The 16081-nt window shown below is 35.6% G+C and carries 12 protein-coding genes; 2 read left to right on the top strand and 10 right to left on the bottom strand.

Annotated features, from left to right (window positions below; translation table 11 throughout):
- Positions 1-16 precede the first annotated feature (16 nt).
- The 4 genes from ACXX8U_RS00830 to ACXX8U_RS00815 all read right to left on the bottom strand — a co-directional run bounded on the left by ACXX8U_RS00830 (position 17) and on the right by ACXX8U_RS00815 (position 7188).
- The gene (locus ACXX8U_RS00830) at positions 17-1528 is read right to left on the bottom strand and encodes a peptide MFS transporter (RefSeq protein ID WP_458564201.1); all 1512 of its coding nucleotides are present in this window, start codon (positions 1526-1528) and stop codon (positions 17-19) included.
- Positions 1529-1530: 2 nt separating this feature from the next.
- Positions 1531-3189 (bottom strand): peptide MFS transporter, encoded by a 1659-nt coding sequence (locus ACXX8U_RS00825; RefSeq protein ID WP_458564200.1) that lies wholly within the window; start codon positions 3187-3189, stop codon positions 1531-1533.
- Between the two features lie 87 nt (positions 3190-3276).
- A complete protein-coding gene (locus ACXX8U_RS00820) occupies positions 3277-4983 on the bottom strand; it encodes a peptide MFS transporter (RefSeq protein WP_458564199.1) in 1707 nt (568 codons plus the stop codon).
- 33 nt (positions 4984-5016) lie between these two features.
- Positions 5017-7188: a S9 family peptidase gene (locus tag ACXX8U_RS00815; RefSeq protein ID WP_458564198.1), complete on the bottom strand. Its 2172-nt coding sequence runs from the start codon at positions 7186-7188 to the stop codon at positions 5017-5019.
- 179 nt (positions 7189-7367) lie between these two features.
- On the opposite strand from ACXX8U_RS00815, the gene ACXX8U_RS00810 reads away from it, so the two are divergent.
- Positions 7368-8684, top strand: coding sequence for a hydroxymethylglutaryl-CoA reductase, degradative (locus tag ACXX8U_RS00810; protein ID WP_458564197.1), 1317 nt, complete (start codon positions 7368-7370; stop codon positions 8682-8684).
- A 42-nt stretch (positions 8685-8726) separates the two neighbouring features.
- The gene (locus tag ACXX8U_RS00805) at positions 8727-9650 is read left to right on the top strand and encodes a GYDIA family GHMP kinase (protein ID WP_458564196.1); all 924 of its coding nucleotides are present in this window, start codon (positions 8727-8729) and stop codon (positions 9648-9650) included.
- A gap of 125 nt (positions 9651-9775) precedes the next feature.
- On the opposite strand, the gene ACXX8U_RS00800 is transcribed toward ACXX8U_RS00805, so the two are convergent.
- From ACXX8U_RS00800 to ACXX8U_RS00775, 6 genes are all read right to left on the bottom strand, one after another.
- Positions 9776-11872: a peptidylprolyl isomerase gene (locus tag ACXX8U_RS00800; protein WP_458564195.1), complete on the bottom strand. Its 2097-nt coding sequence runs from the start codon at positions 11870-11872 to the stop codon at positions 9776-9778.
- Between the two features lie 108 nt (positions 11873-11980).
- Entirely contained in the window at positions 11981-13240 is a 1260-nt protein-coding gene (locus ACXX8U_RS00795) for a hemolysin family protein (protein WP_458564194.1), read from the bottom strand.
- A gap of 4 nt (positions 13241-13244) precedes the next feature.
- Positions 13245-13442 carry a hypothetical protein gene (locus ACXX8U_RS00790; RefSeq protein WP_458564193.1) on the bottom strand — a complete coding sequence of 66 codons (198 nt, stop codon included), beginning with the start codon at positions 13440-13442 and terminating at the stop codon, positions 13245-13247.
- An 11-nt stretch (positions 13443-13453) separates the two neighbouring features.
- Positions 13454-13969 carry an LPS export ABC transporter periplasmic protein LptC gene (gene lptC / locus ACXX8U_RS00785; protein ID WP_394369383.1) on the bottom strand — a complete coding sequence of 172 codons (516 nt, stop codon included), beginning with the start codon at positions 13967-13969 and terminating at the stop codon, positions 13454-13456.
- A gap of 72 nt (positions 13970-14041) precedes the next feature.
- Positions 14042-15292 carry a BamG family beta-barrel-assembly machinery protein gene (gene bamG, locus ACXX8U_RS00780; protein ID WP_458564192.1) on the bottom strand — a complete coding sequence of 417 codons (1251 nt, stop codon included), beginning with the start codon at positions 15290-15292 and terminating at the stop codon, positions 14042-14044.
- A complete protein-coding gene (locus ACXX8U_RS00775) occupies positions 15289-16020 on the bottom strand; it encodes a type III pantothenate kinase (RefSeq protein ID WP_458564191.1) in 732 nt (243 codons plus the stop codon). Before ACXX8U_RS00775 ends, bamG begins: the two co-directional genes overlap by 4 nt.
- Positions 16021-16081: the final 61 nt, after the last annotated feature.

The raw sequence follows: 16081 nt of genomic DNA, 5'->3' as shown, positions 1-16081 counted from the left end.
AATACCTAATGATCACTTATTTCACATCTTGCATTAATTTTTTTACTAAAGGCGAAATAACGATTAATATTAAACCTGCAGCCAACGCGTAATAACTCAGCTGCAAGTATCCATCAGCATATACGTTTAATTTGACCAAGTTGGTTTCATTGGATGACGCTTCGGCAATATTTGCACCAAGAATTCCTGCAAAATACTGACCATAAGCACTAGCTAAAAACCACATTCCCATAATAACGGCTTGCGTTTTTTGAGGCGAAAGCTTTGTCATGGCCGACATACCAATTGGGGACAAACACAACTCTCCAAAAGTAATCACCAGCCATCCCATTGTAAAAATTCCCAAAGAAGTTTTTCCATTAAAATCAGCAAAGAATTTTGTGTAATAAAAAATCCAGAACCCACCAGCCAGAAACAAAAATGCCAAACCAAACTTGATAACCGTGTTGGGCTCCATTTCGCGCTTTGCCATCCATAACCAAGCTAAACCTATCAATGCTGCAAAACCTATTACAAAAAAGGAATTGGCTGAATTGTTAACTCCATTTGGACTCAATGTTACTCCTGCTATTTCGTTATTTAAATTATTGGCAGCATACAAACTTAACGATCCGCCACTCTGCTCAAAAAATGCCCAGAAAAAAATAGAGAAGATTATAAAAACCAATGCCGCAACTAGCTTTTTGTTTTCGACAAGAGTAAAATTCTTCATCTCGTAAAACAAATACAAAACTGAAGCCGGCCCAATAAACAGCATAAAATAATCTGTGTAGCGCGTATTAGCTACCATTACAATAATTAGCGGCACTACAGCTAGAGAAGCTAGATAAGTAAGTATTTCTAAATTCCTTTTCCTTGTTCCTGTGAAGTGATTAAGGGGCGAAAGACCAATTGGACCTAAAGTTTTTTGAGTTTGCGTAAAAGTGAGCAGACTAACAATCATAACAACGGCTGCAAAACCAAAACCGACATTCCAACGCAAATGTTCCGGAACAAGTGATTGCCACATAGAACCTTCGGCGACAGCAATACAAATATAACCACCAATTAACGCACCCAAATTCACACCCATATAAAAAAATGAAAATCCAGCATCGCGTCTCGGATCATTGTTGGCGTACAACTGCCCTACCATTGAGGAAATATTAGGCTTAAAAAAACCCGTACCCACAATTGTGAATCCCAACCCGATAAAGAAGAAATTTTTAGGATCAAATGCCAGAATTGTACTTCCAATAATCATTAGTATTCCACCCCAAAAGAGTGATTTGCGCAAGCCTAAAATTTTATCAGCAAACAAACCTCCGATAAAAGTAAAAGCATATACCCAAGCTTGTGTAGCACCGTACTGTAAGTTGGCTACCGTTTCATTCATCGCCAAATGATTCACCATAAAAACTACGAGCATACCGCGCATTCCATAGAAACAAAACCGTTCCCACATTTCACTAAAAAACAAATACCACAATTGTTTTGGGTATTTGCCTTTAAAATTTTGAATTTGTTCTAAACTTTGCATCTGAGCCATACTTAATTTATTCCGTGGTCTTTCATCACTTTATTGAGGTTTTTGACCAAAGCAAACATAAGCGCTGTTGCAAACATAAGCAAGCCAAAATTGAGCCAGAAGAAATTAGCCTTATCCTCGTAAGTATCCCACATACTGGCCAAAACGCCTGATAGTTTATTTCCAATTGAAGTAGCCAAAAACCAGCCACCCATCATTAAAGCGGTAATGTTTTTTGGTGATAACTTAGATACAATTGACAATCCCATCGGACTTAAAAATAATTCTCCAATCGTGATGACACCATAGTTAGCAACCAACCACCAAACTGATACTTTCTCGCTACCATTATTACCTATATGCACAGCAGCAACCATTACCAAAACTGACAAGGCAGATAATAATAATCCGAAAGCAATTTTGGTTGGTGTAGAAGGTTCTTTTTTTCTGCTTCGTAAAAAAGTAAAAAAGGCCACTACCAAAGGAGTTAACAAAATAACCCAACCCGGATTTATAGATTGACTCAAATTGGCTGACCAGGTATAAATTTTACTTTCTTCTTCCGGTAATTTTTCTTTGGCTACATTTCTAAAATAAAGCGGATAATCAACCACTTTTACCACCTTGCCGTCTTCTTTTTGAATTCGAAACGCAGCATCGTAAAGCGCAACCGAGTCTTTTTTATAAGTTAAAGTATCTATTAAGAAAAGTTGCGAACCTACTTTTTGCGGAACGCCTACCAACTCGCGATCCGTGTATTTATCACCCCAATTGTTTAATGCCGAACCATTCAATTTGAACACAGCCCAAAACAAAATAACTACTGCAAAAATAGATAACAGCGCACCAATCGGACGCTTTTCAGCTGGCTTGGCTTTAAAATACAAACTGCTATAAAACCATACAATCGGGATACATGCAAAAATAAAGGCATCGGTACTATCTGATCCAAATATAGAACTATCGGTATTAGTTGCTGTTGTCACTCCTTTGATAAACCAACCAATAACACCAAAAATCACCGATGGCACCAAAATATAAAGCACAATTTTAGAGAACGGCATATCGCCTTCTTGAATTCCTTTCTTATCTGTTTTATCACCATAATGTTTGGTACCTAGCATAAACACTAGCACACCTATAAACATCCCTACACCGGCAGCCATGAAAGCTTCTTGCCATCCGAAAAGAATTTTTAGCGCAGCTCCAAAAAAGTTACAGATAAACGCACCTACATTGATACCCATGTAAAAAATGTTGTAACCCTCATCTTTTTTGTCTTTGTATTCCTCATCGTTATAGAAATTACCCAACAAAGTTGAAATGTTCGGTTTGAAAAATCCGTTACCAATAATTACCAAAGTCATAGCAACATACAGCATTGTCAGATTCGGAATTCCCATCATCATATAACCCACAGCCATCATCAAACCACCAATAACGATTGATTTTTTATAGCCCAAATAACGATCGGCAATCAAACCACCTATAAAAGGTGTTAAAAACACCAAGGCAATGAAAGTTCCGTACAAATCAGACGATTCTTTTTCGGTCATTGAAAACCCCGACTCAACATCTTTGAGGTACAACGTAAAAATTCCGATCATTAAATAATAACCAAAACGCTCCCACATTTCGGACAAAAACAAATAAGGCAAGGCTTTAGGATGACTTTTCCACATAATAATTCAATTTAAAAAAACAAACCTACAAGTTCACAGTGGCGAATTGCAGGTTTGAAAAGTGTACAACTATTTTCATTTGACAAACTAGCCCAAGCCGTTCATCATTTTCTTTAATCTAGGAGAAATTACTGCAAGGATTACAGCAGCGATTCCGCACAAAATCACAAAAACCATAAAGAACTCATATAAATTATGAATTTCAAATCCAGCGAATGTGTTATTTGCCAGAGGTAATTGTTCTTTATTAAACAAGGCTACTTGCTCTGGAGTTAAAGTGATTTTTTTATCAAGAACATCCTGTAAATTGATACCTAATTTTTCTGCCTTTTGGAATTTATCACCCGTAGCTGGGATAATTGCGCCTAATGAACCCGCAAGAGCGTAACCTGCAGCATTCGATATAAAAAATACACCGTACAACAAAGAAGCAAATCGTTTAGGGGCCAATTTACCTACTAGCGACAATCCAATAGGAGACAAACATAATTCACCCATAGTTTGAATAAAATACAATAATATCAACCATTTAATTGCTAATAATCCTGAGTTTCCTAAATCTTTCACATTATATGCAATGATTAAGTAACTCAAAGCAATCAATCCTAAACCTATGGCTTGTTTCATTGGTGATACAGGCTCTTTTCCTTGCGCACGCAACTTATCCCACATAAGACTGAATGGAACAGCAAGAATAACAACAAAAAGTCCGTTGAAAATTTGAACCATCGAAGCCGGCATATCCCAACCAAACAAGAATGTTCTGTCTGTCTGATTTGATGCTATAAAAGTTAAGGATGATCCCGCTTGTTCAAATGCAGCCCAAAAGAAGATAATAAAAAATGAAACAATGTAAATCACCCAAATTCTTTCTCTCTCAATTTTACTCTCGGCAGAACTCATAATTAAAAATGCCAACGATATACCAGCTCCATAAATAATTGGATAAATAATTCCTTTAACCAAAGTACCTATTTCGAAATTTGAAAATCCAATCTCAGCCACCAAGAAATATCTAAAAGCAAAAAACAGAACCACAAATAAAACCGCTGCGATACCAATTGATTTACTTGAAAATTTAGCTTGCTCTTCAACCTCTCCAACAGAAACATCTTTGTTTGGCTTTGCTCCTATTGGTAATCCTTCTGGCGAAATAACATACTTATCTTTTAAAAAGTAGAAAACTAAGGTACCAAGAACCATTGCAATACCAGCCATCAAATAACCCCACTTAAAAACAGTTGGATCTTGAACTCCATTTACTTTTACATCTGCAAAAAGAGGAACAAAATATTGGCTTAACAAAGCTCCAACATTGATTCCCATGTAGAAAATGGTAAATGCCGAATCTAATTTACTTTTTTCTTGAGGTGGATATAAACTGCCCACCATCGACGAAATATTCGGTTTAAAAAATCCGTTACCAAAAATTATTACAAAAAGACCTAACCAAAACATACCTTTCGATAAATCTAGACTACTGTCATAAATCGTTGCACTATAGAACAATGAAAATTGGCCTATTGCCATTAATGTTCCTCCCAGCAAGATACAACTTCTATTTCCAAGATATTTGTCAGAAATAAAACCTCCTAAAAGAGGCGTTAAATAACAAAGAGCTAAAAACCCACCGTAGATAATTGATGCATTTGATTCCCCAAGCATTAAGGCGTTAACCATGAACAAAGTTAAAATAGCACGCATGCCATAAAAATTGAATCGTTCCCACATTTCGGTTCCAAATAATACCCAAAGTCCTTTTGGATGTCCTGATTTTGCTACTGATTCACTCATGTTATTTAAATTGGTTTGTTTTAATTAATGTTATTATAAATTCTCTTTAATAAAATTGGTCATTTTTGTATACAATTGTACTCGTGTTTTACCTCCATAAATCCCGTGATTGTTGTCTGGATAAATTTGAGAGTCAAATTGTTTGTTCGCTTGAATTAAAGCTTCCATCATTTGCATCGTATTTTGCACATGCACATTATCATCTCCTGAACCGTGAATCAACAAATACTTTCCTTTCAATTTATTCACGTGGTTTATCGGCGAATTATCATCGTAGCCACTCGCATTTTCTTGTGGGGTTTGCATGTAGCGCTCTGTGTACACGCTATCGTAAAAACGCCAGTTGGTTACTGGAGCAACCGCAATAGCCATTTTAAACACGTCATTCCCTTTCAAAATACAATTAGAAGCCATAAATCCACCAAACGACCAGCCAAATATACCAATTCTGTTTTTATCCACAAATGTATAGTCGCCTATTACTTTGGCAGCATCAATTTGATCCTCTACTTCGTACTTCCCTAACTGCAATTGCGTCACTTTTTTGAAATCAGCACCTTTATAACCAGTTCCACGTCCGTCAACACAAGCTACAATATAACCTTGCTGCGATAACATCATGAACCAATAATCATCTGTGCCATTCCAATCATTGTTTACTTGTTGTGAACCTGGACCAGAGTACTGATACATAAATACTGGATATTTTTTTGCAGGATCAAAATCTTTTGGCTTGATCATCCAAGCATTCAACTCATTACCTTTAGCTGTTTTTAGAACAAAAAATTCTTTAGTAGGTAAGTTATATGCTTCTAAACGTTTTGAAAGTCCTTCGTTGCTTTGAATCACTTGAATTTCTTTACCCACTTTTGACTCGTTCAAAGTGTATTTAGTTGGTACCGTTGCGCTTGAAAAAGTACTGATGAAATACTGAAAGTTAGGGCTAAAAGTAGCTCTTGTAGTACCTGTTGCTTGTGATAAACGTACTTTATTTTTACCATCTAAACCTATGCGGTACACATCTCTGTTAATAGAACCGTTCTCTACCGATTGGTAAAAAATAGTTTTTGTTTTTTCATCAAGGCCATAGTAGCTTGTTACTTCCCAATTGCCTTTAGTTACTTGATTTTTTAATTTTCCGTTTTTATCGTACCAGTAAATATGATTGAAACCGTCTTTCTCTGAAGTCCAAATAAAACTGTTGTCTTTTAAGAAGGTCAAATTATCAGTTACATCAACATACGCTTTATCTTTTTCGTTTAAAGCTACTTTTACGGCACCTGTGTTTCCGTCAATAAAAAGTAAATCTAAATTATCTTGATGACGGTTTAAAACTTGCGCTGATAAAACATTTGCATCTGTTGACCATTTTAAACGGGCAATATAAAAATCGTTGTAATTTTTTAAGTCGATATCTTTTTTAGCTTTTGTGGCAACATCATACACGTGCAAAGATACAGTTGCATTTTTCTCTCCAGCTTTTGGGTATTTGAAAGTTTGCATGAACGGATATAACTCTTTGCCGAACATTGACATTGAAAATTCAGGAACAGCGCTTTCATCAAAACGAATAAAAGCTACTTTTTTACTATCGGCGCTCCAATCAAAAGCTCTTACAAAAGCAAACTCTTCTTCGTAAACCCAGTCAGTAATACCATTGATAACACTATTTTTTAAACCATCGGTAGTTATTGCAGTGCTTGTAGCTGTTGCTACATCGTAAACAAACAAATTATTTTCACGAGCATAGGCTATTTTTTTTCCATCAGGTGAAAAAGTAGGCTCTTGTACCTGAAAATCAAAAAGAGTAGTTAACTTTTTCGTAGTTGTATCGTATAAGAAATAATCTGCTGTGAAGGAATGACGAAAAATAGGATTGCTGTTACAAGCCAAAAGAATCAATTTTTCACTTGCGTCAAAAGTATAACTGTCAATACCATTTGCTAATTCTTTGTAACCTTTGGTATCAATTAGTGTAGATACTTTTTTGAGTGTTGCAAAATCATATAAATCAATTTGCATGCTTCGGCTAGCCCTATCTGCATTCAAAACGGTGTATTGATTGGTATTTTTTAAGGACTGCAATTCGTCCATTCCTTGCGTTCGAAAAGTTCCGTTGTAAATTTCATCGATGGTAATTTTTTGCTGTGCAACAAGGTTCAAACACACGAACAAAAACAACACCATAATTTTTTTAGAATACATAATATATATTTAAAGATAAAAACCGTCAATTTTAGTGAAAAAATTACAAATATGAGCCATTTTATATGTTAAATGTAAAAAACAATCTCAAAAATAAACCGCGATTAGGATTCATTTAGATGCTTTTTAAAACTGTCAAAAATGTATCTTTGTAGACAGCATATTATAATCAATTGAGAATGAACAAGGCCATAAGTGGATTTTCGAAATTATCCAAAGAAGAAAAAATAAAATGGATTGCCAATACCTATTTTTCAACGCCAAACGAGGCCACCGCCTTGTTGAAAAATTACTGGAACACAGACGAAAAAGTACAACAACTGCATGATGAATTTATAGAAAACACCATTACCAATTTTTATATTCCGCTTGGTGTGGCGCCAAATTTCCTCATAAACGATAAATACACCACTATTCCAATGGCTATTGAAGAAAGTTCAGTAGTTGCAGCAGCCTCAAAAGCAGCCAAATTTTGGGCAACTCGAGGCGGCTTTAAAACCACTATTATCGATACCGAAAAAATTGGTCAAGTTCACTTTTTGTACCAAGGCGAAGTATCTAAACTCAATTTGTTTTTCGCGCAAATCAAAGAACAATTTTATACTGCCACAGCTTCAATCACCGCCAACATGCAAAAACGTGGTGGTGGAATAACCGGCATTGAACTAAGAGACAAAACCAATTTACTACCCAATTATTTTCAATTGCATGCCACCTTTGATACCAAAGACAGCATGGGCGCCAATTTTATCAATTCGTGTCTGGAACAATTTGCAAAAACTTTACAAGCAGAAGCTAAGAATTACAGCCTTTTTAATGAAACTGAGAGTGAAATTGAGGTTGTAATGAGTATTTTATCGAATTATGTACCTAATTGTTTAGTGCGTGCCGAAGTATCGTGCCCGATTGAAGATTTGAAGGATAAAGAAATACCAAATCCGGAAGAATTTGCTACTAAGTTTGTACAAGCCGTTCAAATTGCCGAAGTTGAACCTTACCGCGCAGTTACGCACAACAAAGGAATTATGAATGGTATTGATGCAGTCGTGCTTGCAACAGGAAACGATTTTCGCGCCATAGAAGCAGGTGTGCATGCCTATGCTTCACGCAAAGGTCAATATAGTAGTTTGTCGCATGCAAAAATAGAGAACGGTATATTCACTTTTTGGCTTGATGTACCTTTAGCATTAGGCACTGTGGGCGGACTTACCTCTTTGCATCCTGTGGTAAAATTATCATTAGAAATGCTCGAAAAACCATCAGCTCCTGAACTGATGCAAATTGTGGCCGTGGCAGGCTTGGCACAAAATTTTGCTGCCTTGCGCTCTTTAACCACAACAGGGATTCAAGAAGGACACATGAAAATGCATTTGAATAATATCTTGAATCAGCTAGAAGCCACGAAAGAAGAGCGTATTGCTATTCAAAAACATTTTGAAAACAACGCCGTATCACATAACGCCGTAGTAGCTTTCACCGAAAGTTTGCGCCAATAAACACACTATTCTGCAAATAAAAATAGCGGTAATATTAATTACATGAAAAAGACATTTTATAGCAATGGCAAACTATTAATTACAGGCGAATACCTTGTTCTTGATGGCGCTCAAGCTTTTGCACTACCCACCAAAAAAGGACAAAATTTAATTGTTGAAGAAGGCAAAAAAGAGCAAATTTATTGGAAAAGCCTTGACTTTGATGGAACGATTTGGTTTGAAGACAGCTTGTCATTTGAGGAAATCAAAACAGGAAAAACCGAGAATACATCTTCCGTAAAAAACACATTGATTGAGATATTGCATGAAGGTTATAAAATGAATCCCAATTTTTTAAATACTGAAAAAGGATACAGCGTTCGCACCGAGCTTACATTTCCTAGAAACTGGGGCTTAGGCACTTCTTCTACCTTAATCAACAACATTGGGCAGTGGTTGCAAATTGATGCCTTCACACTCTTAAAAAATAGCTTTGGCGGCAGCGGTTATGATATTGCTTGCGCTCAAAACAATTCTCCAATTGTATTTGAAATAAAAGCAGGACAACCAACAGTAGAGCCAATTGAATTTCATCCAGAATTCACCAAAGACCTTTATTTTGTATACCTGAATAAAAAGCAGAATAGCAAAGCCGCTATTGAAGCTTATCAAAGAAATAAAAAAACGAACTTAGCCGAAATAATAATTGCCACAAACAATTTGACAAAAGCAGCTTATCAAGCGAAAACGTTGGCTGACTTTGAAACTGTTTTAAGAGAACACGAAAACAATTTGAGTGCGATGTTAGAAACTCCAACTGTTCAAAAACAATTATTTCCCGACTTTGACGGGACAATAAAAAGTTTAGGCGCTTGGGGCGGCGATTTTCTTTTAGCGGCATCTACAACAAACCCGACAGCTTATTTTAATGCCAAAGGATTTGAAACGGCAATTCCCTTTGAAGAAATGATTTTAGACCAGCAATAGGCTACGCTGCGTTATTGTGTCTGATAAAAACATCCTTTGAAATAAGAAACATCAATACAAACTGGCTTAAACAAAAAACCCGATACTCAAAAAGTATCGGGTTTTTTATATTTGGTAAGATTGAACTAGTAATTAAAGTCTAATCTGTTATCTTCAATTTTAGCGTTAGCTTTTAAAGCAGGTACTACTCTATTTGCGTCTGCAGCACTTTGTGCTTTTAACTTAGTAACGTAAGCAGCATAGTTTTTAAGAGCTGGCGCTTTAACAGTACTTGTATTTTTAACAACGTAAACACCTGTATTCGCTTCAATAGGAGCAGATACTTTATTTGTAGCTAGAGCAAATGCATTACCTACTACTTTTGGTTCTGGCCCTACGTTTGGTAACATCGCATTTTCCATTGTAATACCTGTAGCTTGTTGTACCGTTCCACCAACTGCTTTTGCAATAGCTTCAAGTGACGAACCTGTCATTTTAGCTTTGATTAACTCGGCTTTCTTTTTGTTTTTCAAGATTGTCTCAACGTATGGTCTAGCTACTGAAACAGCTATCAAACCAGAGTTGTCAATATTTTTCAATTTAGCAATTACGTGACCAACATTTGGAACTTCAAAACGTTTTACATCACCAACTTTTACTCCTTTTTCAAAAGCCCATCTTACAATAGATCTTTGGTTTCCTAACGGTCCAAAGTTTTCATCCATTGCTTTTACACTTGCAGCAGGTGCAACTGTAAGGCCTAATCCTTTAGCTACTTTAGCCAAATCTTGTCCTGCAGCATCCATTTCTAACTTAGTAGCTTGTGTGAAAATTTTATCAGAAGTAGCTTCAGATGGCTCAATTTTTTGAGCTACTGTTGCCAAACGAATTCCGTCTTGCTTGTCAGTTACTTTGATGATATGAAAACCAAACTGCGTTTCTACCAAACCTATTTTTCCAATTGGATTTGCGAAAACAAAATCATTGAATGGTTTTACCATTTGGCCAGGACCAAAAGTTCCTAAATCACCACCTTGTTGTGCTGAAGAATCATCTGAGTTTGTAAAAGCCAACATCATGAAACTTTCAGGATTTGCTTGTACTTGAGCCAAAAGGGCTTCTGCTTTTTCTTTTGCATCCTCTTTTGTTCTTTTTTCTTTTTGGCTAGGAGTTTGAGATCCTTCGTAACCAATTAAGATATGACTTGCTTTTGCATTTACTCCTGCTTTCATCCCTAATGATTTAGAAATACAGTAGTATTTACCAAATGTATAAGGTCCATAAACTGCACCTGGAGCAAGGTTGAATAATTTATCAGCATCTACTGCAGGTAAATCTTTCTTAGCGATATAAGTTGAGTCGTAAGGAACATCAGAATTTGAGTTTACAAAATCAACTACATTTTTAGTATTTCTGAAACCTGCAACAGTATCATTTTTACCAGTAGTTTGGTTGTACACTACGCTTCCCGATAACAACGCATTAATTTTAGATTTTACTTCTGCTTCATCAGCTGCAGATGGCTTGTCTTCTATTAAAACATAATCCACTTCGCGAGACTCATCCGCTTTGTATTTCTTTTTGTTTTTCGCCATGAAATCTTGAATTTCAGCGTCGGTGATTTTTACATCACTATCTTTAATGGTAGAGTACAAACCTGCAACGTATGCAAAGTTTACTTTATTTGACTCCATTTCGTATTTCATCTTCGCTTCGCTTTCAGTAGTGTACACAGCAGCTTTGATCATTGTGTTGTACATTTGAAACTTTGCATTCAAATCAGCATCTTTTTCTCTATCTTTTAAGAATTGAGCTTGTTCTGGGTTTGACTTGAAATATTGTTTGAATTTAGTAACATCGAAAGCTCCTGCTGCGTTCAAAAACAAAGGGTTTCCACCGATGTTTTGATCTGACTTTAAAACCTCTAATAAATGTTTTTCACCTACTCTTAAACCTAACTTTTCGAATTCAGAAGTCAATAAAGCAATAGATACTTCTTGCTCCCACACTTGATTAGCTGCTTGAGTAGATGTAATACCTTGGCCGCTTTTTTCTACATTGCTTACTTTTACTCTAAAATCTTCGAATGAAATATCTTTTCCATCAATGCTTCCTACATCTTTTGATGTACTACTGAAACCACCACTATTGAATATATCACCTATGATAAATGCTAATAAACAAAACCCGATAACAAGTATCAAGAGAAGTGAACGTTGTCTAATTTTTTGTAAAACTGCCATTTTATTGTTGTTAATTTTTATATTCAGTTTGCGAAAATACAATTATCTAATTAATAATTATACTAGTAGCGTTTTATTTTACAAGAATTTTTGTTTTCCTAATAAAAATCAGTCTTGGGCATTCATTTTAACGATTTCTATTTTCTTATTTGATGCTGCAACAATGGTATATTGAAACTTATCGATGGCAATAACAGTGTTTTTTAAGGGTATTTCCTTTACAAAATCGACCAGATATCCACCAAGTGTTTCGTATGCGTCCGACTCTGGAATTTGTAATTTATACGTTTGATTCAAATAACTCACATCTAATCTTGCAGAGAAGACATATTTGCCTTTTCCTAAATCTTGCTCAATAAGGAGTTCATCGAGATCGTGTTCATCTTCAATTTCTCCAAAAAGTTCTTCAACAATATCCTCAATAGTAAGCACACCAGCGGTACCGCCGTATTCGTCAAGCACAACTGCCATGCTCTTACGTTTTTTTGTCAATAAGCTCAGCACATCTTTAATCAACATCGTTTCGGGAACAAACTCCGCTTTGATCATTACTGATTCAACCGACTCCGGTTTTTTAAACATTTCAAAGGAGTGTACGTAACCTAAGCAATTATCCAAAGAATCATCAAAAACCATGATTTTAGAATAACCAGTTTTTATAAAAGTATCCAGTAATTTGAACACATCATCAGTGACTTCTACCGCAACAATTTCTGTTCTTGGCGTCATGACTTCTCGCGCTTTGACCCCCGAAAACTCTAAAGCATTTTGAAAAATAACGATTTCAGTATCAATTTCTGTAGCTTCATCAATAGAGTTCATTTGCTCTGTGATATAATCTCCTAATTCTATTTTGGTAAAAAACAAAGGAACTCCGTCATCAGAATTCCTAAAAATGAATTTAGAAATGCGATCAGAAAAATAAATTAATAGACCTGCTAATGGCGAAAAAATGAGGTAGAAAAAATAAGCCGGAACCGCAAAAAACTTAATCAGCGAATTGGCATAAATTTGAAAAAAGACTTTAGGCAACCAACCAGCGGTGCAACCGTAAACCAAAACAGCTAAAACAATTTGAAGCCCATAAAGAACAACCGCTGGCAAATTAAATTGTTGCTCTGCACAATACAATCGAATTGCGTGACTAAACTGAATACCAAAAACAATAATTGCAATGGAATTACCTGTTAGCATTGCAACAAGAAAACGCGATGGTTTTTCGGTAAGTTTGTTTAGTATGGTAGAGAAGAAATTATCTTGCTTTTTTTCGATTTCAAGATAAATTTTATTTGAGGAAACAAAAGCAGCCTCCATTCCGGTAAAAAAAGCGCTTAGTATTAAACACGATATGATAATACCAAACTCCACTTATTTAGACTTTTTTATTTCTGTCCTCGAATTTACGAGCAAATTTCCTGCGGAAGAAAAACATGAAAACTGCAAGAGCTGCAATCATAAAACTCAACCAAGGTGTACCCAAAGTAGGATCAAGTACTTTAGTAATACCATCATATATTAAATAAGCTGCAAAAAAAAGATAAACGTATTGAGTAAATTGTAAATATTTCATGATAATTGGTTTTATTCGTTAGACTCTAATTCGCCTGTGATTTTTTGAGAGTTGATCACTTTAAAATCCTTACTGAAATCAATTCCTTGTCCGTTAGAAACGCCTTTAGGATCTGATAATTTAAATTTGCGTTCGGTAAAAAACCATTCGTTTTTTTGATCATAATACAACTGCTCTGTTTCAAGCATTTGTCCTAGCTCGGTATAAATTTTCACTTTACCTTGTAAATCAATGATATTAGTTCGTTTATACGAAACCGCATAATCTGCCTTAATGAAGGTTTTCTTTTGGTTTTTATCAAACAAAGTTACATCAATGCCTTTTGGGAATTCGGTAAAAGGAAAATCAACACTAGAGTAATCTAACATTTTTTTACTTAGCAAAACAGCCGTTATTCTGCCCGAGTCAGTGTATTTTAAATCTACCGCGTCGGCATCGCTATTGGGAACAAATTCCGAAAAGTTGATTTTTTGAACTTCTTTAAAATTGCTTTCACAACTAAAAATAACGAGCATAGCAGCACTCATCAACACCCATTTGCTACTATTTTTAAAAAATAAGTTCATAAGATATGCTGCACCATTGGGCACAGTAGTTTATTAGTCGAATTTACGTCTTTGGAACCAACGGTCGTTTAATGAAAAACCAATGCTAACGTTAGCATAATTTTCTTGTACCAAGTTTGATTTGGTTGTACCACGCTGACCAAACTCTAAGCCAATATTAATATTAGAAAGCGTTCCGCTTAAAGGCATTCCTACCCCTAATGTTAAAGCAGCATTATTCACCGCTTGAGAATTGATTACCAAACCTGTATTTTCGTATCTAAAACCACCTCTGTATACAATACGTTTTGCGTAACTTGAAAACGAATTATAATTAGGAATATAGTAACCACCCACAGTATATTTTGAAGCTTTTTCGTAAGATACATTGGCAAGCGCATTGTAACTATTTGCTAACGATCCCGCATCTTGCATAGTGTATCCAACTCCAAAAAGCCATTTTCTAGCTTGACCAATACCAACTTGTGCGACGTACTTGCTTGGTATTTTTAGTTTCCGTTCTGAAACTTGTTCCTCTAAAAGATCAACGATCGCTATGTCAAAGTTAGAATTGTATAAGGCAGTTGCAATGTTACGTGTATTTTGAGCTGTTAATGTGCTCTCTAAACTGTAGGTTACACTGCTAAAAAGAGACAATTTCTTGTTTAACTTACGTTGATACATAAGCCCTGCATTAAAATTAACGCCTGAAAAATCAACAGTATTCAACTCTCGAGTCCCAATAGCGACATCATTTACGTACTCAAAATTGTTGGATTCAATTTTTCCGAAATTATAATTCACATCAGCACCAATGCTAAATGTTGGCGTAATTTTGTATGCTAAACCAAAAAAAACTTTATTCATTCCTCCTTTTCCATCAAAACGACGGCTATTTACAGCTGGATCTGATGACTCAGAATTAATTTTATAACCCACAGAAGAGTACGGAATCAAACCAAAACCTACACCAAATTTACCCAAAGGCAAACCTACTGCTAAATAATCTAGTGCCGTTCTTCGGGCGCTTGCTGAGTTGCTATCCGATTTTAGCTTGGTTGTGTATTGTGTACCACCTAATGTAAAAGTGGTTAATTTTAAGTGTGCATAACTTGCTGGATTTTGCAAATTCATATGAATACTGTCCTGCTCGACAGCAATTTCTCCCATAGAACGATATTCCAAAGTTCCTCTAAATCGAACATCCCCTATTCCGTAAAACGAGTATGGAGAAGAAGTTCCCTCTTGAGCCAATGAAACTAGAGACACTAGCAAACAGAAACTAACTAAAAATTTTTTGATCATTTTTTGATTTTATAATGAAATTGTAGGTTCAGACTTTCCAGCAGGAAATATGAATTGGCAAATATGGTATTTTTTAATCGTTTAGCCAAAAAATCTGTATCGCCACCCGTTAAAATTATTATAAAATTGGAATATCGTTTTTTATAGGCATCAATTGTACCATCAATTTCGGCAATCATACCATTAACCACACCCGAGTGAATAGCTTCCTGCGTTGAACCACCAATTAAATCTTTAGGCACGTGGGTGGGCAACAAAGGCAATTTGGCTGTGTAATGATGTAAAGACTCATAACGCAAACGCAATCCGGGAGCAATAGCGCCTCCTAAATAACAATCAGCTGCATCAATAAAATCATAGGTAATACAAGTACCCGCATCAATAACTAATCTGTTTTGCGAAGGATACATTAACACCGCACCTGTTGCCAACACCATTCTGTCTAAACCTAAAGTTTGAGGAGTTTCATAATTGTTTTGAAAAGGAAAACCGTCCTCGCGTGAAATGTAGTGCACATTTATTCGATCTTGAAAGGTCAAAAAAAATTCTTTTTCGAGATCTGCAACCGAAGAAACCACCAAATCTTGAAGTTTTTTGAAACTATTTAAAATTTTTTCAAAATTTATTTTTGCTTCATTTTTCGAAAAGACAAAAAACTCTAAAATCGTAGCTCCCTCAAAAACAGCCGCTTTGATTCTAGAATTCCCCACATCAACCACTAGTATCATTTTGTGAAATTTAGAATGCCAAAGGTACGAATAGATTTTTTTTAAAAAATGTTTTGGAGAA

The organism is Flavobacterium sp. GNP001 (assembly GCF_054343775.1).
This window is presented reverse-complemented; position numbering and strand designations above follow the sequence as displayed.

Coding starts and splice junctions, on each gene's coding strand:
- ACXX8U_RS00830 (WP_458564201.1), bottom strand. CDS start 1,528: ATGGCTCAGATGCAAAGTTTAGAACAAATTCAAAATTTTAAAGGCAAA.
- ACXX8U_RS00825 (WP_458564200.1), bottom strand. CDS start 3,189: ATGTGGAAAAGTCATCCTAAAGCCTTGCCTTATTTGTTTTTGTCCGAA.
- ACXX8U_RS00820 (WP_458564199.1), bottom strand. CDS start 4,983: ATGAGTGAATCAGTAGCAAAATCAGGACATCCAAAAGGACTTTGGGTA.
- ACXX8U_RS00815 (WP_458564198.1), bottom strand. CDS start 7,188: ATGTATTCTAAAAAAATTATGGTGTTGTTTTTGTTCGTGTGTTTGAAC.
- ACXX8U_RS00810 (WP_458564197.1), top strand. CDS start 7,368: ATGAACAAGGCCATAAGTGGATTTTCGAAATTATCCAAAGAAGAAAAA.
- ACXX8U_RS00805 (WP_458564196.1), top strand. CDS start 8,727: ATGAAAAAGACATTTTATAGCAATGGCAAACTATTAATTACAGGCGAA.
- ACXX8U_RS00800 (WP_458564195.1), bottom strand. CDS start 11,872: ATGGCAGTTTTACAAAAAATTAGACAACGTTCACTTCTCTTGATACTT.
- ACXX8U_RS00790 (WP_458564193.1), bottom strand. CDS start 13,442: ATGAAATATTTACAATTTACTCAATACGTTTATCTTTTTTTTGCAGCT.
- lptC (WP_394369383.1), bottom strand. CDS start 13,969: ATGAGTGCTGCTATGCTCGTTATTTTTAGTTGTGAAAGCAATTTTAAA.
- bamG (WP_458564192.1), bottom strand. CDS start 15,292: ATGATCAAAAAATTTTTAGTTAGTTTCTGTTTGCTAGTGTCTCTAGTT.
- ACXX8U_RS00775 (WP_458564191.1), bottom strand. CDS start 16,020: ATGATACTAGTGGTTGATGTGGGGAATTCTAGAATCAAAGCGGCTGTT.